Raw genomic sequence first — 20,121 nt, 5'->3', positions numbered from 1 at the left:
GTGCATACTTTTAGTCGATGGTACGCAGCAGTTCGTTAATACCAACTTTACCGCGAGTTTTCGCGTCAACTTTCTTAACGATAACCGCACAGTAGAGGCTGTATTTGCCATCTTTCGACGGCAGGTTGCCGGATACCACCACAGAACCCGCCGGAACGCGACCGTAGTGGATTTCGCCGGTTTCACGGTCGTAAATACGGGTGCTTTGACCGATGTATACGCCCATAGAGATGACGGAACCTTCTTCGACAATCACCCCTTCAACCACTTCAGAGCGTGCGCCGATGAAGCAGTTATCTTCAATAATGGTCGGGTTAGCCTGCAACGGCTCCAGTACACCGCCGATGCCTACACCGCCAGACAGGTGGACGTTTTTACCAATCTGCGCACAGGAACCGACAGTGGCCCAGGTATCAACCATCGTACCTTCATCAACGTATGCGCCGATGTTGACGTAAGATGGCATCAGCACGGTATTACGGGCGATAAATGCGCCCTGACGCACTGCCGCTGGTGGCACTACGCGGAAGCCTTCTTTCTGGAAACGCGCTTCATCGTAGTTAGCGAATTTCATCGGCACTTTATCGAAGTAGCGGCTTTCTGCCCCTTCGATCACCTGATTATCATTAATACGGAAAGAGAGCAGCACCGCTTTTTTCAACCACTGATGCGTCACCCACTGACCGTCAATTTTTTCCGCTACACGCAGTGCGCCGGAATCCAGCAGGGCGATCACCTGATTTACCGCTTCGCGGGTAACGGTGTCTGCATTGGCTGGCGTGATCTCGGCACGGCGTTCAAAAGCGGTTTCAATAATGTTCTGTAACTGCTGCATTGTTAAACTCTTTTCATATCAGTAAACACATCACCCTTTATCGTTTGGATTGAGGGCCTCTGTCAACCGCTGATGCACTTCCTGCTGCAACTCGTTATTAAGTGCGCGCCGATCAGCGGTGGCGATTATGAATAAATCTTCTACTCGCTCGCCAATGGTTGTAATTCGAGCGCCATGAAGCGAAATTCCCAGATCGGCAAAAATTTTCCCAACTCGGGCCAGCAGACCAGGTTGGTCGAGAGCGATAAGCTCAAGGAATGATTTTCGGTCGGTATGGGTAGGCAAAAACGTCACTTCGGTTTCAACAGTAAAGTGACGTAGTTTGGCCGGTTGACGACGCGGCTGTGGTGGCTGCCAGCTACTTTGCGTCAGCACCTGCTCAAGTCCAAAACGAATGACTTCATGGCGATCTGCGGACAGCGGGCTGCCATCTGGTTCCAGCACGATGAAGGTATCCATCGCCATACCGTCGCGAGTGGTGAAAATTTGTGCGTCGTGAACGCTTAAATTGCGGCGGTCTAATTCGGCACAGACGGCGGCAAACAGATAGGGGCGGTCCGGGCTCCAGATAAATATCTCCGTTCCGCCGCGTGTGGCTTGCGGACTAAGCAATACCAGCGGCTTGCTTAAATCATGCTGCAATAAATGGCGCGCATGCCAGGCCAGTTGATTTGGGCTATGGCGGACAAAATAGTTAGCGCGACAGCGCGACCAAATCTGGTGCAGCGCCTCTTCGTCGATATTGTCCATGCGCAGCAGCGCCAGCGCCTGAAGCTGATGATGGCGAACCCGTTCGCGCATATCCGGCGTGTTTTGCATCCCGCGTCGTAGCTGTTTTTCGGTGGCGAAATAGAGTTCGCGCAACAGGCTTTGCTTCCAGCTATTCCATAGTGTTTCGTTGGTGGCGCAAATATCGGCCACTGTCAGGCATACCAGATAGCGCAGCCGGGTTTCCGTTTGCACTTCTTCGGCAAACTGCTTGATGACTTCCGGATCCTGAATATCGCGGCGTTGGGCGGTGACCGACATCAGCAAGTGCTGGCGAACCAGCCAGGCTACCAGTTGCGTTTCGCGCGAGTTCAGCCCGTGGATCTCGGCAAAATGCACTACGTCTTGTGCGCCGAGTATCGAGTGGTCGCCGCCACGCCCTTTGGCGATATCGTGAAACAGCGCGGCGATGAAAATCAGCTCAGTTGACGGCAGGCGCGGCCAGACGTCCACACACAACGGATGGCGCTGGCGTGTTTCTTCACTGGCAAAACTCTCCAGTTTCAGCATCACGCGGATAGTATGTTCATCCACCGTGTAGGCGTGGAACAGGTCAAACTGCATTTGCCCGACGATATGCGACCATTGCGGCATGTACGCGCCGAGCACGCTATGGCGATGCATCGGTAACAGTCCTCGACGCACCGAACCAGGGTGACGCAGAATGCTCAAAAATAGCTTTCGCGCTTGCGGAATATTGCACAGCGGTTGTTGCAGATGGCGACGGGCATGACGTAACTGGCGCAGCGTGGTGGAGTAAATGCCGGTGATCGCACTGTTGCGCACCATCGTATAGAACATGCGTAATATCGCTTCTGGTTGGCGCATAAACAGCGTTTCATCGCGCAGATCGATAAGCGTGCCGCGTAGCTGAAATTCATCGTCTATTGGTCGCGGTTTTTCGTCGGCAGGGAGGGCGAGGATAGCCTCGTCGAACAGTTGCAATAGCATATGGTTAAGTTCGCTAACGCGGCGCGTAACGCGAAAATAATCCTTCATCATCTGTTCGACTGGCTCGTTACCTTCACCACCGTAATTCAGACGCTGGGCAACGCTAAGCTGGCGATCAAATAACAGGCGATTATCGTAACGGTTGACCACCAAATGCAGGGCGAAGCGAATTCGCCAGAGAATATGCAAACACTCATTTAGCTCTGCACGTTCCGCAGACGTTAAGAAGCCAAATCCGACCATTTCATCGAGTGATGTTGCGCCAAAATGGCGGCGGGCCACCCATTGCAGAGTGTGGATATCGCGCAAGCCGCCGGGGCTGCTTTTGATGTCTGGTTCAAGATTGTAGCTGGTGCCGTGATAACGCTGGTGGCGCTGGTTTTGTTCTTCAACTTTCGCCGCGTAAAACTTATCGGACGGCCAGAATCCTTCGCTGAAAATATGCTTTTGCAGTTCGAGAAATAGCGCTACATCGCCAATTAACAAGCGGGATTCGATCAGGTTGGTGGCGACGGTTAAATCTGATAATCCTTCCAGCATGCACTCTTCAAGCGTGCGCACGCTATGACCGACTTCCAGCTTCACATCCCAGAGCAGCGTTAACAGCTCGCCCACTTTTTGCGCCTGATCGTCCGGAAGTTTTTTACGGCTTAAGATCAGTAAATCGACGTCTGAAAGCGGATGCAGCTCGCCACGACCATAACCACCGACGGCAACCAGCGCCAGATCGGCGATCTGGCTGAATCCTGAATCAATCCATAACCGTTGCAGGAGCTGGTCGATAAATTCAGTGCGGGCTTCAATCAATTGTTCAGCGGAAATCCCACTATCAAAGGCATCGCCCAGCCAACGCTGGAAAGTATCGATATGGGCTTTTATCCCACAGACGGTTAATTCATCACGGGGCCAGACGCATGGATTTTGCGGTTGACCGGGCAGGGTGGGGAGAGCGGTGTTTGCGTACTGTTCTGGAAGGGTATTCATCGTGCGCCACCCATAAGATTACATTATCACATTAAAAAAGCCGGCATTCGCCGGCTTCAGATTGTTGACAAAGTGCGCTTTGTTCATGCCGGATGCGGCGTGAACGCCTTATCCAGCCTACAACTCCTTGCAAATGGAGAAGGTAGGACGCATCAGGCATTTTTGCGTTTGTCTTCCTCTTATTCGTCGTGCGAGATTATCGCCGGGATGGTGTCATCCTTGCGTAACGTCAGAATTTCGCAGCCGTTATCAGTCACCACAATAGTATGCTCGTATTGTGCAGACAAGCTGCGATCTTTGGTTTTTACCGTCCAGCCATCTTTCATGGTGCGGATCTCTTTTTTACCCGCGTTGACCATTGGCTCGATAGTGAATGTCATCCCTGGTTTCAGCACGACGTTGGTTTCAGGGGAGTCATAGTGCAGTACTTGCGGTTCTTCATGGAAGCCGCGACCAATACCGTGTCCGCAATATTCACGAACGACAGAGAAGCCTTCTGCTTCGACAAATTTCTGAATCGCTGCACCGATTTCGCGCAGATTGATGCCTGGTTTCACCATACGCAGCGCCAGATACAGGCTCTCTTGTGTGATGCGGCACAGGCGTTCGCCCATGATGGTCGGCTTACCGACGATAAACATTTTCGAGGTGTCGCCGTGGAAACCATCCTTAATAACGGTGACATCGATGTTAACGATGTCGCCATCTTTCAGCAGCTTGGCATCGTCCGGAATACCGTGGCACACCACTTCATTAATAGAGATGCAAACAGATTTCGGATAACCATGATAGCCGAGGCAGGCAGAAACCGCGTGTTGTTCATTAACAATGTAATCATTACAGATGCGATCCAGCTCGCCGGTGCTGACGCCCGGTTTAACATACGGTTCGATCATCTCCAGCACTTCGGCAGCCAGGCGGCCAGCGACGCGCATTTTTTCGATATCTTCAGGGGTCTTGATTGAGATAGCCATTAATTCTGTCCATCAGCGTCGGTGATACCGACAATATATATGTAAGTGCTGTCAATGGTATCACACCCGGGCAAATTGAGAATCATTCTGAATTTCGCCAAACGTGCCACTGAACGTTTTCTATAATAGAAAATTCATCGTCTGGTGCTGTACACAGCGCCAACAATTATTGGTGTCCGCGACGTATTTGTGGTATAAAGCGCGCCGGACTTCCGATCCATTTCGTATACACAGACTGGACGGAAGCGACAATCTCACTTTGTGTAACAACACACACGTATCGGCACATATTCCGGGGTGCCCTTTGGGGTCGGTAATATGGGATACGTGGAGGCATAACCCCAACTTTTATATAGAGGTTTTAATCATGGCAACTGTTTCCATGCGCGACATGCTCAAGGCTGGTGTTCACTTCGGTCACCAGACCCGTTACTGGAACCCGAAAATGAAGCCGTTCATCTTCGGTGCGCGTAACAAAGTTCACATCATCAACCTTGAGAAAACTGTACCGATGTTCAACGAAGCTCTGGCTGAACTGAACAAGATTGCTTCTCGCAAAGGTAAAATCCTTTTCGTTGGTACTAAACGCGCTGCAAGCGAAGCGGTGAAAGACGCTGCTCTGAGCTGCGACCAGTTCTTCGTGAACCATCGCTGGCTGGGCGGTATGCTGACTAACTGGAAAACCGTTCGTCAGTCCATCAAACGTCTGAAAGACCTGGAAACTCAGTCTCAGGACGGTACTTTCGAAAAGCTGACCAAGAAAGAAGCGCTGATGCGCACTCGTGAGCTGGAGAAACTGGAAAACAGCCTGGGCGGTATCAAAGACATGGGCGGTCTGCCGGACGCTCTGTTTGTAATCGATGCTGACCACGAACACATTGCTATCAAAGAAGCAAACAACCTGGGTATTCCGGTATTTGCTATCGTTGATACCAACTCTGATCCGGACGGTGTTGACTTCGTTATCCCGGGTAACGACGACGCAATCCGTGCTGTGACCCTGTACCTGGGCGCTGTTGCTGCAACCGTACGTGAAGGCCGTTCTCAGGATCTGGCTTCCCAGGCGGAAGAAAGCTTCGTAGAAGCTGAGTAATAAGGCTTGATAACTCCCCCAAAATAGTTCGAGTTGCAGAAAGGCGGCAAGCTCGAGAATTCCCGGGAGCTTACATCAGTAAGTGACCGGGATGAGCGAGCGAAGACAACGCATCTGCGGCGCGAAATATGAAGGGGGGAGAGCCCTTATAGACCAGGTAGTACACGTTTGGTTAGGGGGCCTGCATATGGCCCCCTTTTTCACTTTTATATCTGTGCGGTTTAACGCCGGGCAGATCACATCTCCGAGGATTTTAGAATGGCTGAAATTACCGCATCCCTGGTAAAAGAGCTGCGTGAGCGTACTGGCGCAGGCATGATGGATTGCAAAAAAGCACTGACTGAAGCTAACGGCGACATCGAGCTGGCAATCGAAAACATGCGTAAGTCCGGTGCTATTAAAGCAGCGAAAAAAGCAGGCAACGTTGCTGCTGACGGCGTGATCAAAACCAAAATCGACGGCAACTACGGCATCATTCTGGAAGTTAACTGCCAGACTGACTTCGTAGCGAAAGACGCTGGTTTCCAGGCGTTCGCAGACAAAGTTCTGGACGCAGCTGTAGCTGGCAAAATCACTGACGTTGAAGTTCTGAAAGCACAGTTCGAAGAAGAACGTGTTGCGCTGGTAGCGAAAATCGGTGAAAACATCAACATTCGCCGCGTTGCTGCGCTGGAAGGCGACGTTCTGGGTTCTTATCAGCACGGTGCGCGTATCGGCGTTCTGGTTGCTGCTAAAGGCGCTGACGAAGAGCTGGTTAAACACATCGCTATGCACGTTGCTGCAAGCAAACCAGAATTCATCAAACCAGAAGATGTATCCGCTGAAGTGGTAGAGAAAGAATACCAGGTACAGCTGGACATCGCGATGCAGTCTGGTAAGCCGAAAGAAATCGCAGAGAAAATGGTTGAAGGCCGCATGAAGAAATTCACCGGCGAAGTTTCTCTGACCGGTCAGCCGTTCGTTATGGAACCGGCAAAAACTGTTGGTCAGCTGCTGAAAGAGCATAACGCTGAAGTGACTGGCTTCATCCGCTTCGAAGTAGGTGAAGGCATCGAGAAAGTTGAGACTGACTTTGCAGCAGAAGTTGCTGCGATGTCCAAGCAGTCTTAATTATCGAAAAGGAGCCGCCTGAGGGCGGCTTCTTTTTGCGCCCATCTTGTAAATTCAGCTAACCCTTATGGGGCTGCGCTGAAAAGCGACGTACAATGTCGCTAGTATTAATTCATTTCAATCGTTGACAGTCTCAGGAAAGAAACATGGCTACCAATGCAAAACCCGTCTATAAACGCATTCTGCTTAAGTTGAGTGGCGAAGCTCTGCAGGGCACGGAAGGCTTCGGTATTGATGCAAGCATACTGGATCGCATGGCTCAGGAAATCAAAGAGCTGGTTGAACTGGGTATTCAGGTTGGTGTGGTGATTGGTGGGGGTAACCTGTTCCGTGGCGCTGGTCTGGCGAAAGCGGGTATGAACCGCGTTGTGGGCGACCACATGGGGATGCTGGCTACCGTAATGAACGGTCTGGCAATGCGTGATGCACTGCACCGCGCCTATGTGAACGCTCGTCTGATGTCCGCTATTCCGTTGAATGGCGTGTGCGACAGTTACAGCTGGGCAGAAGCAATCAGCCTGTTGCGTAACAACCGTGTGGTGATCCTCTCCGCCGGTACGGGTAATCCATTCTTCACCACTGACTCCGCAGCTTGCCTGCGTGGTATCGAAATTGAAGCCGATGTGGTGCTGAAAGCGACCAAAGTTGATGGTGTGTTTACCGCTGATCCAGCGAAAGATCCAACTGCAACTATGTATGAGCAGCTGACTTACAGCGAAGTGCTGGAAAAAGAGCTGAAAGTCATGGACCTGGCGGCCTTTACGCTGGCTCGTGACCACAAATTACCGATTCGTGTTTTCAACATGAACAAACCGGGTGCACTGCGCCGTGTGGTAATGGGTGAAAAAGAAGGAACATTAATCACGGAATAATTCCCGTGATGGATAAATAAGGGTAAGATTCCGCATAAGTATCGCGGGGGCGTAAGTCTGGTTATAAGGCGTTATTGTTGCAGGCAGTCTGGTCACGGCCAGCGCGCAGCAACCGGAGCGTACATAAGTACGTGAGGATGGCGAGCACTGCCCGGGCCAAAATGGCAAATAAAATAGCCTAATAATCCAGACAATTACCCGTAATATGTTTAATCAGGGCTATACTTAGCACACTTCCACTGTGTGTGACTGTCTGGTCTGACTGAGACAAGTTTTCAAGGATTCGTAACGTGATTAGCGATATCAGAAAAGATGCTGAAGTACGCATGGACAAATGCGTTGAAGCGTTCAAAACCCAAATCAGCAAAATACGCACGGGTCGTGCTTCTCCCAGCCTGCTGGATGGCATTGTCGTGGAATATTACGGCACGCCAACGCCGCTGCGTCAGCTGGCAAGCGTAACGGTAGAAGATTCCCGTACTCTGAAAATCAACGTGTTTGACCGTTCAATGTCTCCGGCCGTTGAAAAAGCGATTATGGCGTCCGATCTCGGCCTGAACCCGAACTCTGCGGGTAGCGACATTCGTGTTCCACTACCGCCGCTGACGGAAGAGCGTCGTAAAGATCTGACCAAAATCGTTCGTGGTGAAGCTGAACAGGCGCGTGTTGCAGTACGTAACGTGCGTCGTGATGCGAACGACAAAGTGAAAGCACTGTTGAAAGAAAAAGAGATCAGCGAAGACGACGATCGCCGTTCTCAGGACGATGTACAGAAACTGACTGATGCTGCAATCAAGAAAATTGAAGCGGCGCTGGCAGACAAAGAAGCAGAACTGATGCAGTTCTGATTTCTTGAACGACAAAAACGCCGCTCAGTAGATCCTTGCGGATCGGCTGGCGGCGTTTTGCTTTTTATTCTGTCTCAACTCTGGATGTTTCATGAAGCAACTCACCATTCTGGGCTCGACCGGCTCGATTGGTTGCAGCACGCTGGACGTGGTGCGCCATAATCCCGAACACTTCCGCGTAGTTGCGCTGGTGGCAGGCAAAAATGTCACTCGCATGGTAGAACAGTGCCTGGAGTTCTCTCCCCGCTATGCTGTTATGGACGATGAAGCGAGTGCGAAACTTCTTAAAACTATGCTACAGCAACAGGGTAGCCGCACCGAAGTCTTAAGCGGGCAACAAGCTGCCTGCGATATGGCGGCGCTTGAAGATGTTGATCAGGTGATGGCGGCGATTGTGGGCGCTGCTGGCCTGTTACCTACCCTTGCAGCGATCCGCGCCGGTAAAACCATCTTGCTGGCAAACAAAGAATCACTGGTCACCTGCGGACGTCTGTTTATGGACGCAGTAAAGCAGAGTAAAGCACAGTTATTACCGGTCGATAGCGAACACAACGCCATTTTTCAGAGTTTACCGCAACCTATTCAGCATAATCTGGGATACGCTGACCTTGAGCAAAATGGCGTGGTGTCCATTTTACTTACCGGGTCTGGTGGCCCTTTCCGTGAGACGCCATTGCGCGATTTGGCAACAATGACGCCCGATCAAGCTTGCCGTCATCCGAACTGGTCGATGGGACGTAAAATTTCTGTCGATTCGGCTACCATGATGAACAAAGGTCTGGAATACATTGAAGCTCGCTGGTTGTTTAACGCCAGCGCCAGCCAGATGGAAGTGCTGATTCACCCGCAGTCAGTGATTCACTCGATGGTGCGTTATCAGGACGGCAGCGTTCTGGCGCAATTGGGCGAACCCGACATGCGTACGCCAATTGCCCACACCATGGCATGGCCGAATCGCGTGAACTCTGGCGTGAAGCCGCTCGATTTTTGCAAATTAAGTGCGTTGACATTTGCCGCACCGGATTATGAGCGTTATCCATGCCTGAAACTGGCGATGAAGGCGTTCGAACAGGGCCAGGCAGCGACGACCGCGTTGAATGCCGCAAACGAAATCACTGTTGCAGCCTTTCTTGCGCAACAAATCCGCTTTACGGATATCGCCGCGTTGAATTTATCCGTGCTGGAAAAAATGGATATGCGCGAACCACAATGTGTGGACGATGTGTTGTCTGTTGATGCCGATGCGCGTGAGGTCGCCAGAAAAGAGGTGATGCGTCTCGCAAGCTGAGGATAATCCGGCTACAGAGAGTCGTGCTATTTGTTAGCGTAGGGCTTCAGTGATATAGTCTGCGCCATCTGATCGTCAGTAGTTGGCTTTGTAAGGTCAGATATGCCGTGGTTTTACACGGCTTTTTTTTGTATAGGCTTCAGTATTCCTGAGTACCGTAAACCCTATCAGGGAATAAAAAACGCGTGATGTTGTCTGCTACTCAACCACTTAGCGAAAAATTGCCAGCACATGGCTGTCGCCATGTTGCGATCATTATGGACGGCAATGGTCGCTGGGCAAAAAAGCAAGGGAAGATTCGTGCCTTTGGGCATAAAGCCGGGGCAAAATCCGTCCGCCGGGCTGTCTCTTTTGCGGCCAACAACGGTATTGAGGCGTTAACGCTGTATGCCTTTAGTAGTGAAAACTGGAACCGACCAGCGCAGGAAGTCAGTGCGTTAATGGAACTGTTTGTGTGGGCGCTTGATAGCGAAGTAAAAAGCCTGCACCGACATAACGTGCGTCTGCGTATTATTGGCGATACCAGTCGCTTTAACTCGCGTTTGCAAGAACGTATTCGTAAATCTGAAGCGTTAACTGCCGGGAATACCGGTCTGACGCTAAATATTGCGGCGAACTACGGTGGACGTTGGGATATTGCCCAGGGAGTCAGGCAACTGGCTGAAAAGGTGCAGCAAGGAAACCTGCAACCGGATCAGATAGATGAAGAGATGCTTAACCAGCATGTCTGTATGCATGAACTGGCCCCTGTAGATTTAGTAATTAGGACTGGGGGGGAGCATCGCATTAGTAACTTTTTGCTTTGGCAAATTGCCTATGCCGAACTTTACTTTACAGATGTTCTTTGGCCCGATTTCGATGAACAAGACTTTGAAGGGGCGTTAAATGCCTTTGCTAATCGTGAGCGTCGTTTCGGCGGCACCGAGCCCGGTGATGAAACAGCCTGATGGGGGTCGCTTTTGCTGAAGTATCGCCTGATATCTGCTTTTGTTTTAATACCCGTCGTCATCGCGGCGCTGTTTTTGTTGCCGCCGGTGGGGTTCGCCATTGTTACGCTGGTAGTTTGTATGCTGGCGGCGTGGGAATGGGGACAGCTTAGCGGTTTTACCACTCGCTCGCAGCGGGTATGGCTGGCGGTGCTGTGCGGGTTATTGCTGGCGCTGATGCTTTTTCTATTGCCGGAATATCATCGGAATATTCATCAACCACTGGTTGAAGTCTCACTTTGGGCTTCGCTTGGTTGGTGGGGTGTTGCGTTATTATTGGTGCTATTTTACCCCGGTTCGGCGGCAATCTGGCGCAACTCTAAAACGTTACGCATTATTTTCGGTGTATTAACCATTGTGCCTTTCTTTTGGGGCATGCTGACGTTACGTGCCTGGCACTATGACGAGAATCATTACAGTGGCGCGATATGGCTGCTCTATGTCATGATCCTGGTCTGGGGAGCTGACTCAGGGGCATATATGTTTGGCAAATTATTTGGCAAACATAAGCTGGCGCCGAAGGTTTCTCCGGGTAAAACCTGGCAAGGTTTTATTGGCGGACTCGCGACCGCAGCAGTAATCTCATGGGGTTATGGTATGTGGGCGAATCTCGACGTCGCACCCGTCACCTTACTCATTTGCTCCATTGTCGCAGCGTTAGCTTCTGTGCTCGGCGACTTAACTGAGAGCATGTTTAAGCGCGAAGCAGGAATTAAGGACAGCGGTCATTTAATTCCAGGACACGGTGGTATTTTAGATCGTATTGATAGCCTGACGGCTGCGGTGCCGGTCTTTGCTTGCCTGTTGTTGCTGGTATTCAGGACGCTTTAACGGAAGGTATTATGCTGAGTTTTCTCTGGGATTTGGCTTCGTTCATTGTTGCACTGGGTGTGCTTATCACCGTGCATGAATTTGGTCATTTCTGGGTTGCCCGGCGCTGTGGTGTTCGCGTTGAGCGTTTCTCGATAGGTTTTGGTAAGGCGCTCTGGCGCCGCACTGACAAACTCGGCACCGAATATGTCATCGCCCTGATCCCCCTGGGCGGTTATGTCAAAATGCTGGATGAGCGCGCAGAACCGGTTGTTCCGGAACTTCGCCACCATGCCTTCAACAATAAAACTGTTGGCCAGCGTGCAGCGATAATCGCCGCAGGTCCGGTTGCAAACTTCATTTTTGCTATCTTTGCTTACTGGCTGGTTTTTATCATTGGTGTTCCCGGCGTTCGCCCGGTTGTTGGTGAAATATCAGCCAACTCGATTGCCGCACAAGCACAAATTGTACCTGGCACGGAACTAAAAGCTGTAGATGGTATCGAAACGCCTGATTGGGATGCCGTGCGCTTACAACTGGTTGACAAAATCGGCGACGAAAGCACCACCCTTACGGTGGCACCTTTTGGCAGCGATCAACGACGAGATGTAAAGCTTGATTTGCGAAACTGGGCGTTTGAGCCTGATAAGGAAGATCCGGTATCTTCTTTGGGGATTCGCCCTCGTGGTCCGCAAATTGAACCTGTACTGGAAAATGTGTCACCAAACTCAGCGGCAAGTAAGGCGGGTTTGCAAGCAGGCGACAGGATCGTTAAAGTCGATGGTCATCCATTAACGCAATGGCTGACGTTTGTGATGCTTGTCCGGGATAACCCGGATAAACCGTTAGCGTTAGATATCGAAAGGCAGGGGAGTCCCTTGTCTTTGACATTAATCCCGGAGAGCAAACCGGGTAAGGGTAAAGCGATTGGTTTTGCCGGCATTGAGCCGAAAGTCATTCCTTTGCCAGATGAGTATAAAGTTGTACGCCAGTATGGACCGTTCAACGCCATCGTTGAAGCCACGGACAAAACGTGGCAATTGATGAAGCTGACGGTCAGTATGCTGGGAAAATTGATCACCGGTGATGTGAAACTGAACAACCTCAGTGGGCCGATCTCTATCGCCAAGGGGGCTGGGATGACAGCGGAACTCGGGGTTGTTTATTACCTGCCGTTCCTTGCGCTTATTAGCGTGAACTTAGGGATAATTAACCTGTTTCCGTTGCCCGTACTTGACGGGGGGCATCTGCTGTTCCTTGCGATCGAAAAGATCAAGGGCGGACCGGTATCCGAGCGGGTTCAAGACTTTTGTTATCGCATTGGCTCGATTCTGCTGGTGCTGTTAATGGGGCTTGCACTTTTCAATGATTTCTCTCGGTTATGAGAGTTAGTTAGGAAGAACGCATAATAACGATGGCGATGAAAAAGTTGCTCATAGCGTCGCTGCTGTTTAGCAGCGCCACCGTATACGGTGCTGAAGGGTTCGTAGTGAAAGACATTCATTTCGAAGGCCTTCAGCGTGTCGCCGTTGGTGCGGCCCTCCTCAGTATGCCGGTGCGCACAGGCGACACGGTTAATGATGAAGATATCAGTAATACCATTCGCGCTCTGTTTGCTACCGGCAACTTTGAGGATGTTCGCGTCCTTCGTGATGGTGATACCCTTCTGGTTCAGGTAAAAGAACGTCCGACCATTGCCAGCATCACTTTCTCCGGTAACAAATCGGTGAAAGATGACATGCTGAAGCAAAACCTCGAGGCTTCTGGCGTGCGAGTGGGGGAATCCCTCGATCGCACCACCATTGCCGATATCGAGAAAGGTCTGGAAGACTTCTACTACAGCGTCGGTAAATACAGCGCCAGCGTAAAAGCTGTCGTGACCCCACTGCCGCGTAACCGTGTTGACCTAAAACTGGTGTTCCAGGAAGGTGTGTCAGCTGAAATCCAGCAAATCAACATTGTTGGTAATCATGCTTTCACCACCGACGAACTGATCTCTCATTTCCAACTGCGTGATGAAGTGCCGTGGTGGAACGTGGTAGGCGATCGTAAATATCAGAAACAGAAACTGGCGGGCGACCTTGAAACCCTGCGCAGCTACTATCTGGATCGCGGTTATGCCCGTTTCAACATCGACTCTACCCAGGTCAGTCTGACTCCAGATAAAAAAGGTATCTACGTCACGGTAAACATTACCGAAGGCGATCAGTACAAACTCTCTGGCGTTGAAGTGAGTGGTAACCTTGCCGGGCACTCTGCGGAAATCGAACAGTTGACTAAGATCGAGCCGGGTGAGCTGTATAACGGCACCAAAGTGACCAAAATGGAAGATGACATTAAAAAACTTCTCGGTCGCTACGGTTATGCCTATCCGCGCGTGCAGTCGATGCCTGAAATCAACGACGCCGACAAAACCGTTAAATTACGTGTGAACGTTGATGCGGGTAACCGTTTCTACGTACGTAAGATCCGTTTTGAAGGTAATGACACCTCGAAAGATGCCGTCCTGCGCCGAGAAATGCGCCAGATGGAAGGTGCCTGGTTAGGCAGCGACCTGGTCGATCAGGGTAAAGAACGTCTGAATCGTCTGGGCTTCTTTGAAACGGTTGATACCGATACCCAACGTGTTCCGGGTAGCCCGGACCAGGTTGACGTGGTCTACAAGGTAAAAGAGCGCAACACCGGTAGCTTCAACTTTGGTATTGGTTACGGTACTGAAAGTGGTGTGAGCTTCCAGGCTGGCGTGCAGCAGGATAACTGGTTAGGTACCGGTTATGCTGTTGGTATCAACGGGACCAAAAACGATTACCAGACCTATGCTGAATTGTCGGTAACCAACCCGTACTTCACTGTAGATGGTGTAAGCCTCGGCGGTCGTGTCTTCTATAATGACTTCCAGGCAGATGACGCTGACCTGTCCGACTATACCAACAAGAGTTATGGTACAGACGTAACATTGGGCTTCCCGATCAACGAATATAACTCGCTGCGTGCAGGTCTGGGTTATGTCCATAACTCCCTCTCCAACATGCAGCCGCAGGTTGCGATGTGGCGTTATCTCTACTCTATGGGTGAACATCCAAACACCTCTGATCAGGATAACAGCTTCAAAACGGACGACTTCACGTTTAACTATGGTTGGACCTATAACAAGCTCGACCGTGGTTATTTCCCGACGGATGGTTCCCGTGTCAACCTGACCGGTAAAGTGACCATTCCGGGATCGGATAACGAATACTATAAAGTGACGTTAGACACGGCGACCTATGTGCCGATCGACGACGATCACAAATGGGTTGTTCTGGGTCGTACTCGTTGGGGCTACGGTGATGGTTTAGGCGGCAAAGAAATGCCGTTCTATGAAAACTTCTATGCCGGTGGTTCCAGCACCGTGCGTGGCTTCCAGTCCAATACCATCGGTCCGAAAGCGGTTTACTTCCCGCATCAGGCCAGTGATTATGATCCGGACTACGATTATGAATGTGCAACTCAGGACGGTGCAACCGACCTGTGTAAATCGGATGATGCAATTGGGGGGAACGCTATGGCGGTTGCCAGCCTGGAACTCATCACTCCGACGCCGTTCATTAGCGACAAGTATGCCAACTCGGTCCGTACCTCCTTCTTCTGGGATATGGGTACCGTTTGGGATACTAACTGGGATTCAAGTCAGTACTCTGGATATCCGGACTATAGTGATCCAAGCAATATCCGTATGTCTGCGGGTATCGCATTACAATGGATGTCCCCATTGGGGCCGTTGGTGTTCTCCTACGCCCAGCCGTTCAAAAAGTACGATGGAGACAAGGCTGAACAGTTCCAGTTTAACATTGGTAAAACCTGGTAAGTGTTCTCCACAAAGGAATGTAGTGGTAGTGTAGCGATGACTTTAGGCGATCTCGATAAGATCGCCGGGCCACGCAAAGAACTGCACCTTCCGGTGCAAATGGGATGGTAAGGAGTTTATTGTGAAAAAGTGGTTATTAGCGGCAGGTCTCGGTTTAGCACTGGCAACTTCTGCTCAGGCGGCTGACAAAATTGCAATCGTCAATATGGGCAGCCTGTTTCAGCAGGTAGCACAGAAAACCGGTGTTTCTAACACGCTGGAAAATGAGTTCAAAGGCCGTGCCAGCGAACTGCAGCGTATGGAAACTGATCTGCAAGCTAAAATGAAAAAGCTGCAGTCCATGAAAGCCGGCAGCGATCGCACTAAGCTGGAAAAAGACGTGATGGCTCAGCGCCAGACTTTTGCTCAGAAAGCGCAGGCTTTTGAGCAGGATCGCGCACGTCGTTCCAACGAAGAACGCGGTAAACTGGTTACTCGTATCCAGACTGCTGTGAAATCCGTTGCCAGCAGCCAGAGCATCGATCTGGTTGTTGACGCAAACGCCGTTGCTTACAACAGCAGCGATGTAAAAGACATCACTGCTGACGTACTGAAACAGGTTAAATAAGTAATGCCTTCAATTCGACTGGCTGATTTAGCGCAGCAGTTGGATGCAGAACTACACGGTGATGGCGATATCGTCATCACCGGCGTTGCGTCCATGCAATCTGCACAAACAGGTCACATCACGTTCATGGTTAATCCTAAATACCGTGAACATTTAGGCTTGTGCCAGGCGTCTGCGGTTGTCATGACCCAGGACGATCTCCCTTTCGCGAAAAGTGCCGCGCTGGTAGTGAAGAATCCCTACCTGACTTACGCGCGCATGGCGCAAATTTTAGATACCACGCCACAGCCCGCGCAAAACATTGCACCGAGTGCAGTGATCGACGCGACGGCGAAGCTGGGTAACAACGTATCAATTGGCGCTAACGCGGTGATTGAGTCCGGCGTTGAACTGGGCGATAACGTGGTTATCGGCGCCGGTTGCTTCGTTGGTAAAAACAGCAAAATCGGTGCAGGTTCGCGTCTTTGGGCGAACGTGACGATTTACCATGAGATCCAGATTGGTCAGAATTGCCTGATCCAATCCGGAACTGTGGTAGGCGCAGACGGCTTTGGCTATGCCAACGATCGTGGTAATTGGGTGAAGATCCCGCAGATTGGTCGCGTAATTATTGGCGATCGCGTGGAGATCGGCGCATGTACCACCATCGATCGCGGTGCGCTGGACGACACCGTTATTGGCAATGGCGTGATCATTGATAACCAGTGCCAGATTGCACATAACGTCGTGATTGGCGACAATACGGCGGTTGCCGGTGGCGTCATTATGGCGGGCAGCCTGAAAATTGGTCGTTACTGCATGATCGGCGGTGCCAGCGTAATCAACGGGCATATGGAAATATGCGATAAAGTGACGGTTACGGGCATGGGTATGGTGATGCGTCCCATCACTGAACCAGGCGTCTATTCCTCAGGCATTCCGCTGCAACCCAACAAAGTCTGGCGCAAAACCGCTGCACTGGTGATGAACATTGATGACATGAGCAAGCGTCTGAAGTCGCTTGAGCGCAAGGTTAATCAACAAGACTAACGTTCCATCTTTTGTTCGCCAAACTTTACGGCCTGTCTCATTCTTACGATTGCGGCAGGCCGTGTTATTATTGTCGTTTCTTATATTTTGACAGGAAGAGTATCTTGACTACTAACACTCATACTCTGCAGATTGAAGAGATTTTAGAACTTCTGCCGCACCGTTTCCCGTTCTTACTGGTGGATCGCGTGCTGGATTTTGAAGAAGGTCGTTTTCTGCGCGCAGTAAAAAATGTCTCTGTCAATGAGCCATTCTTCCAGGGCCATTTCCCTGGAAAACCGATTTTCCCGGGTGTGCTGATTCTGGAAGCAATGGCACAGGCAACAGGTATTCTGGCGTTTAAAAGCGTAGGAAAACTGGAACCGGGTGAGCTGTACTACTTCGCCGGTATTGACGAAGCGCGCTTCAAGCGCCCGGTCGTGCCAGGCGATCAAATGATCATGGAAGTCACTTTCGAAAAAACGCGCCGCGGCCTGACCCGTTTTAAAGGGGTTGCTCTGGTCGACGGTAAAGTAGTTTGCGAAGCAACGATGATGTGTGCTCGTAGCCGGGAGGCCTGATACGTGATTGATAAATCCGCCTTTGTGCATCCAACCGCCATTGTGGAAGAGGGCGCGTCGATTGGCGCCAACGCCCACATTGGTCCTTTTTGTATCGTTGGACCCCATGTCGAAATTGGTGAGGGTACCGTACTGAAATCTCACGTTGTCGTGAATGGCCATACTAAAATTGGCCGCGATAATGAGATTTATCAGTTCGCCTCCATCGGTGAAGTTAACCAGGATCTGAAATATGCTGGCGAACCGACCCGCGTGGAAATCGGCGATCGTAACCGCATTCGCGAAAGCGTCACCATTCATCGTGGCACAGTCCAGGGCGGTGGATTGACGAAGGTGGGCAGCGACAACTTACTGATGATCAACGCGCACATTGCGCACGATTGTACGGTAGGTAACCGCTGCATTCTCGCCAACAACGCAACGCTGGCGGGGCACGTATCGGTAGACGACTTCGCGATCATCGGCGGCATGACCGCAGTCCATCAGTTCTGCATCATTGGTGCGCATGTGATGGTTGGCGGTTGCTCCGGTGTGGCGCAAGACGTCCCTCCTTATGTCATTGCGCAGGGTAACCACGCAACGCCGTTCGGTGTCAATATCGAAGGGCTGAAGCGCCGCGGATTCAGCCGCGAGGCGATTACCGCTATCCGCAATGCGTATAAGCTGATTTATCGCAGCGGTAAAACGCTCGATGAAGTGAAACCGGAAATTGCCGAACTTGCGAAAACGTATCCGGAAGTAAAAGCCTTTACCGATTTCTTTGCACGCTCAACGCGCGGTCTGATTCGTTAATGACTGAACAGCGTCCATTAACGATTGCCCTGGTCGCCGGAGAAACCTCCGGCGATATCCTGGGGGCCGGTTTAATCCGTGCTCTGAAAGAACGTGTGCCCAATGCCCGCTTTGTTGGCGTTGCCGGGCCACGAATGCAAGCCGAAGGCTGCGAAGCCTGGTACGAAATGGAAGAGCTGGCGGTGATGGGCATTGTTGAAGTGCTCGGGCGTCTGCGTCGCTTACTGCATATTCGTGCCGATCTGACAAAGCGTTTTGGCGAACTGAAGCCAGATGTTTTTGTCGGTATTGATGCGCCTGACTTCAATATTACCCTTGAAGGTAACCTTAAAAAGCAGGGTATCAAAACCATTCATTATGTCAGTCCGTCCGTCTGGGCGTGGCGACAGAAACGCGTTTTCAAAATAGGCAGAGCCACCGATCTGGTGCTCGCATTTCTGCCTTTCGAAAAAGCGTTTTATGACAAATATAACGTGCCGTGCCGTTTTATCGGTCACACTATGGCTGATGCCATGCCGTTAGATCCAGATAAAAACGCCGCGCGTGATGTGCTGGGGATCCCTCACGATGCCCACTGTCTGGCATTGTTGCCGGGAAGCCGTGGCGCGGAAGTGGAGATGCTTAGCGCCGATTTCCTGAAAACTGCCCAGCTTTTGCGCCAGACTTACCCTGATCTGGAGATCGTGGTGCCGCTGGTAAATGCCAAACGCCGTGAGCAGTTTGAACGCATCAAAGCTGAAGTCGCGCCAGACCTTTCGGTTCATATGCTGGATGGAATGGGCCGTGAGGCGATGGTCGCCAGCGATGCGGCGCTATTGGCGTCGGGTACGGCTGCACTGGAGTGCATGCTGGCGAAATGCCCGATGGTGGTGGGGTATCGCATGAAGCCTTTCACCTTCTGGCTGGCGAAGCGGCTGGTGAAAACCGATTATGTCTCGCTGCCAAACCTGCTGGCGGGCAGAGAGTTAGTTAAAGAATTATTGCAGGAAGAGTGTGAGCCGCAAAAACTGGCTGAGTCGCTGTTACCGCTGTTGGCGAACGGGAAAACCAGCCACGCGATGCACGACACCTTCCGCGAGCTGCATCAGCAGATCCGCTGCAATGCCGATGAGCAGGCGGCACAAGCCGTTCTGGAGTTAGCACAATGATCGAATTTGTCTATCCGCACACGAATCTGGTTGCTGGTGTGGATGAAGTTGGGCGCGGGCCGTTGGTTGGCGCGGTCGTTACCGCTGCCGTGATCCTCGATCCGGCGCGCCCGATTGTCGGGTTGAATGATTCCAAAAAGCTAAGTGAAAAACGTCGTCTTGCGCTCTGTGAAGAGATCAAAGAGAAAGCGTTAAGCTGGAGCCTGGGCCGCGCGGAACCTCATGAAATCGACGAACTGAATATTTTACACGCGACCATGCTGGCGATGCAGCGTGCCGTCGCTGGGCTGCATATTGCGCCGGAATATGTGTTGGTTGATGGTAACCGCTGCCCGAAATTACCGATGCCGTCGATGGCAGTGGTGAAAGGCGATAGCCGCGTACCGGAAATCAGTGCTGCGTCTATCCTGGCGAAAGTGACGCGCGACGCCGAAATGGCGGCGCTGGATATTGTTTTCCCGCAATATGGTTTTGCCCAACACAAAGGGTATCCAACCGCTTTTCATCTGGAAAAACTGGCTGAATATGGCGCGACTGAACATCATCGTCGCAGCTTTGGGCCTGTCAAACGCGCACTGGGACTTGCGTCCTGATTCTTGTGTCGAGATTAAGTAAACCG

18 protein-coding genes are annotated in these 20,121 nt (G+C 51.3%); 15 read left to right on the top strand and 3 right to left on the bottom strand.

What is annotated here, in order from left to right; genetic code table 11:
• Positions 1–10: 10 nt before the first annotated feature.
• The 3 genes from dapD to map all read right to left on the bottom strand — a co-directional run bounded on the left by dapD (position 11) and on the right by map (position 4,512).
• The gene (gene dapD, locus D9597_RS03155; protein ID WP_001186656.1) at positions 11–835 is read right to left on the bottom strand and encodes a 2,3,4,5-tetrahydropyridine-2,6-dicarboxylate N-succinyltransferase; all 825 of its coding nucleotides are present in this window, start codon (positions 833–835) and stop codon (positions 11–13) included.
• Between the two features lie 30 nt (positions 836–865).
• A complete protein-coding gene (glnD, locus tag D9597_RS03150; protein ID WP_130221600.1) occupies positions 866–3,538 on the bottom strand; it encodes a bifunctional uridylyltransferase/uridylyl-removing protein GlnD in 2,673 nt (890 codons plus the stop codon).
• 179 nt (positions 3,539–3,717) lie between these two features.
• Complete coding sequence (map, locus tag D9597_RS03145; RefSeq protein WP_001018190.1) at positions 3,718–4,512, bottom strand: type I methionyl aminopeptidase; 795 nt, start codon at positions 4,510–4,512, stop codon at positions 3,718–3,720.
• Between the two features lie 367 nt (positions 4,513–4,879).
• On the opposite strand from map, the gene rpsB reads away from it, so the two are divergent.
• The 15 genes from rpsB (at position 4,880) to rnhB (ending at position 20,095) form a co-directional block, all read left to right on the top strand.
• On the top strand, positions 4,880–5,605 hold the full coding sequence (gene rpsB, locus D9597_RS03140; RefSeq protein ID WP_000246884.1) for a 30S ribosomal protein S2: 726 nt from the start codon (positions 4,880–4,882) through the stop codon (positions 5,603–5,605).
• A 258-nt stretch (positions 5,606–5,863) separates the two neighbouring features.
• Complete coding sequence (tsf, locus tag D9597_RS03135) at positions 5,864–6,715, top strand: translation elongation factor Ts (RefSeq protein WP_000818112.1); 852 nt, start codon at positions 5,864–5,866, stop codon at positions 6,713–6,715.
• A 146-nt stretch (positions 6,716–6,861) separates the two neighbouring features.
• The gene (pyrH, locus tag D9597_RS03130) at positions 6,862–7,587 is read left to right on the top strand and encodes a UMP kinase (RefSeq protein ID WP_000224573.1); all 726 of its coding nucleotides are present in this window, start codon (positions 6,862–6,864) and stop codon (positions 7,585–7,587) included.
• A gap of 290 nt (positions 7,588–7,877) precedes the next feature.
• Positions 7,878–8,435, top strand: coding sequence for a ribosome recycling factor (gene frr / locus D9597_RS03125; protein ID WP_000622419.1), 558 nt, complete (start codon positions 7,878–7,880; stop codon positions 8,433–8,435).
• A gap of 91 nt (positions 8,436–8,526) precedes the next feature.
• The gene (gene ispC, locus D9597_RS03120) at positions 8,527–9,723 is read left to right on the top strand and encodes a 1-deoxy-D-xylulose-5-phosphate reductoisomerase (protein WP_130217328.1); all 1,197 of its coding nucleotides are present in this window, start codon (positions 8,527–8,529) and stop codon (positions 9,721–9,723) included.
• Between the two features lie 188 nt (positions 9,724–9,911).
• A complete protein-coding gene (ispU, locus tag D9597_RS03115; RefSeq protein WP_112014149.1) occupies positions 9,912–10,670 on the top strand; it encodes a (2E,6E)-farnesyl-diphosphate-specific ditrans,polycis-undecaprenyl-diphosphate synthase in 759 nt (252 codons plus the stop codon).
• Between the two features lie 12 nt (positions 10,671–10,682).
• Positions 10,683–11,540 (top strand): phosphatidate cytidylyltransferase, encoded by an 858-nt coding sequence (gene cdsA, locus D9597_RS03110; protein WP_130205024.1) that lies wholly within the window; start codon positions 10,683–10,685, stop codon positions 11,538–11,540.
• 11 nt (positions 11,541–11,551) lie between these two features.
• Positions 11,552–12,904 (top strand): sigma E protease regulator RseP, encoded by a 1,353-nt coding sequence (gene rseP, locus D9597_RS03105; RefSeq protein WP_130221599.1) that lies wholly within the window; start codon positions 11,552–11,554, stop codon positions 12,902–12,904.
• 29 nt (positions 12,905–12,933) lie between these two features.
• Complete coding sequence (gene bamA, locus D9597_RS03100; protein WP_130217324.1) at positions 12,934–15,366, top strand: outer membrane protein assembly factor BamA; 2,433 nt, start codon at positions 12,934–12,936, stop codon at positions 15,364–15,366.
• Positions 15,367–15,487: 121 nt separating this feature from the next.
• The gene (gene skp / locus D9597_RS03095) at positions 15,488–15,973 is read left to right on the top strand and encodes a molecular chaperone Skp (RefSeq protein ID WP_000758958.1); all 486 of its coding nucleotides are present in this window, start codon (positions 15,488–15,490) and stop codon (positions 15,971–15,973) included.
• Between the two features lie 3 nt (positions 15,974–15,976).
• Entirely contained in the window at positions 15,977–17,002 is a 1,026-nt protein-coding gene (lpxD, locus tag D9597_RS03090; protein ID WP_064524990.1) for a UDP-3-O-(3-hydroxymyristoyl)glucosamine N-acyltransferase, read from the top strand.
• A 104-nt stretch (positions 17,003–17,106) separates the two neighbouring features.
• Positions 17,107–17,562 (top strand): 3-hydroxyacyl-ACP dehydratase FabZ, encoded by a 456-nt coding sequence (fabZ, locus tag D9597_RS03085; RefSeq protein WP_000210739.1) that lies wholly within the window; start codon positions 17,107–17,109, stop codon positions 17,560–17,562.
• Positions 17,563–17,565: 3 nt separating this feature from the next.
• Entirely contained in the window at positions 17,566–18,354 is a 789-nt protein-coding gene (gene lpxA / locus D9597_RS03080; protein ID WP_130221598.1) for an acyl-ACP--UDP-N-acetylglucosamine O-acyltransferase, read from the top strand.
• Positions 18,354–19,502, top strand: a complete 1,149-nt coding sequence (lpxB, locus tag D9597_RS03075) for a lipid-A-disaccharide synthase (RefSeq protein WP_130221597.1) — start codon at positions 18,354–18,356, stop codon at positions 19,500–19,502. Before lpxA ends, lpxB begins: the two co-directional genes overlap by 1 nt.
• Positions 19,499–20,095 carry a ribonuclease HII gene (gene rnhB, locus D9597_RS03070; RefSeq protein WP_130221596.1) on the top strand — a complete coding sequence of 199 codons (597 nt, stop codon included), beginning with the start codon at positions 19,499–19,501 and terminating at the stop codon, positions 20,093–20,095. The genes lpxB and rnhB overlap by 4 nt, the downstream gene beginning before the upstream one ends.
• The last annotated feature ends 26 nt before the right edge of the window (positions 20,096–20,121 follow it).

Source organism: Escherichia sp. E13S3 (assembly GCF_004212325.1).
In the GTDB taxonomy this organism is placed as follows: Bacteria; Pseudomonadota; Gammaproteobacteria; order Enterobacterales; family Enterobacteriaceae; genus Escherichia.
Note: the sequence above shows the minus strand (reverse complement) of the source record. Positions and strands in the feature narration are given on the sequence as shown.

What these genes read in the sequence shown, in the direction of transcription:
- dapD (WP_001186656.1), bottom strand. Translation starts at nt 835, where the DNA reads ATGCAGCAGTTACAGAACATTATTGAAACCGCTTTTGAACGCCGTGCC.
- glnD (WP_130221600.1), bottom strand. Translation starts at nt 3,538, where the DNA reads ATGAATACCCTTCCAGAACAGTACGCAAACACCGCTCTCCCCACCCTG.
- map (WP_001018190.1), bottom strand. Translation starts at nt 4,512, where the DNA reads ATGGCTATCTCAATCAAGACCCCTGAAGATATCGAAAAAATGCGCGTC.
- rpsB (WP_000246884.1), top strand. Translation starts at nt 4,880, where the DNA reads ATGGCAACTGTTTCCATGCGCGACATGCTCAAGGCTGGTGTTCACTTC.
- tsf (WP_000818112.1), top strand. Translation starts at nt 5,864, where the DNA reads ATGGCTGAAATTACCGCATCCCTGGTAAAAGAGCTGCGTGAGCGTACT.
- pyrH (WP_000224573.1), top strand. Translation starts at nt 6,862, where the DNA reads ATGGCTACCAATGCAAAACCCGTCTATAAACGCATTCTGCTTAAGTTG.
- ispC (WP_130217328.1), top strand. Translation starts at nt 8,527, where the DNA reads ATGAAGCAACTCACCATTCTGGGCTCGACCGGCTCGATTGGTTGCAGC.
- ispU (WP_112014149.1), top strand. Translation starts at nt 9,912, where the DNA reads ATGTTGTCTGCTACTCAACCACTTAGCGAAAAATTGCCAGCACATGGC.
- rseP (WP_130221599.1), top strand. Translation starts at nt 11,552, where the DNA reads ATGCTGAGTTTTCTCTGGGATTTGGCTTCGTTCATTGTTGCACTGGGT.
- bamA (WP_130217324.1), top strand. Translation starts at nt 12,934, where the DNA reads ATGGCGATGAAAAAGTTGCTCATAGCGTCGCTGCTGTTTAGCAGCGCC.
- lpxD (WP_064524990.1), top strand. Translation starts at nt 15,977, where the DNA reads ATGCCTTCAATTCGACTGGCTGATTTAGCGCAGCAGTTGGATGCAGAA.
- lpxB (WP_130221597.1), top strand. Translation starts at nt 18,354, where the DNA reads ATGACTGAACAGCGTCCATTAACGATTGCCCTGGTCGCCGGAGAAACC.
- rnhB (WP_130221596.1), top strand. Translation starts at nt 19,499, where the DNA reads ATGATCGAATTTGTCTATCCGCACACGAATCTGGTTGCTGGTGTGGAT.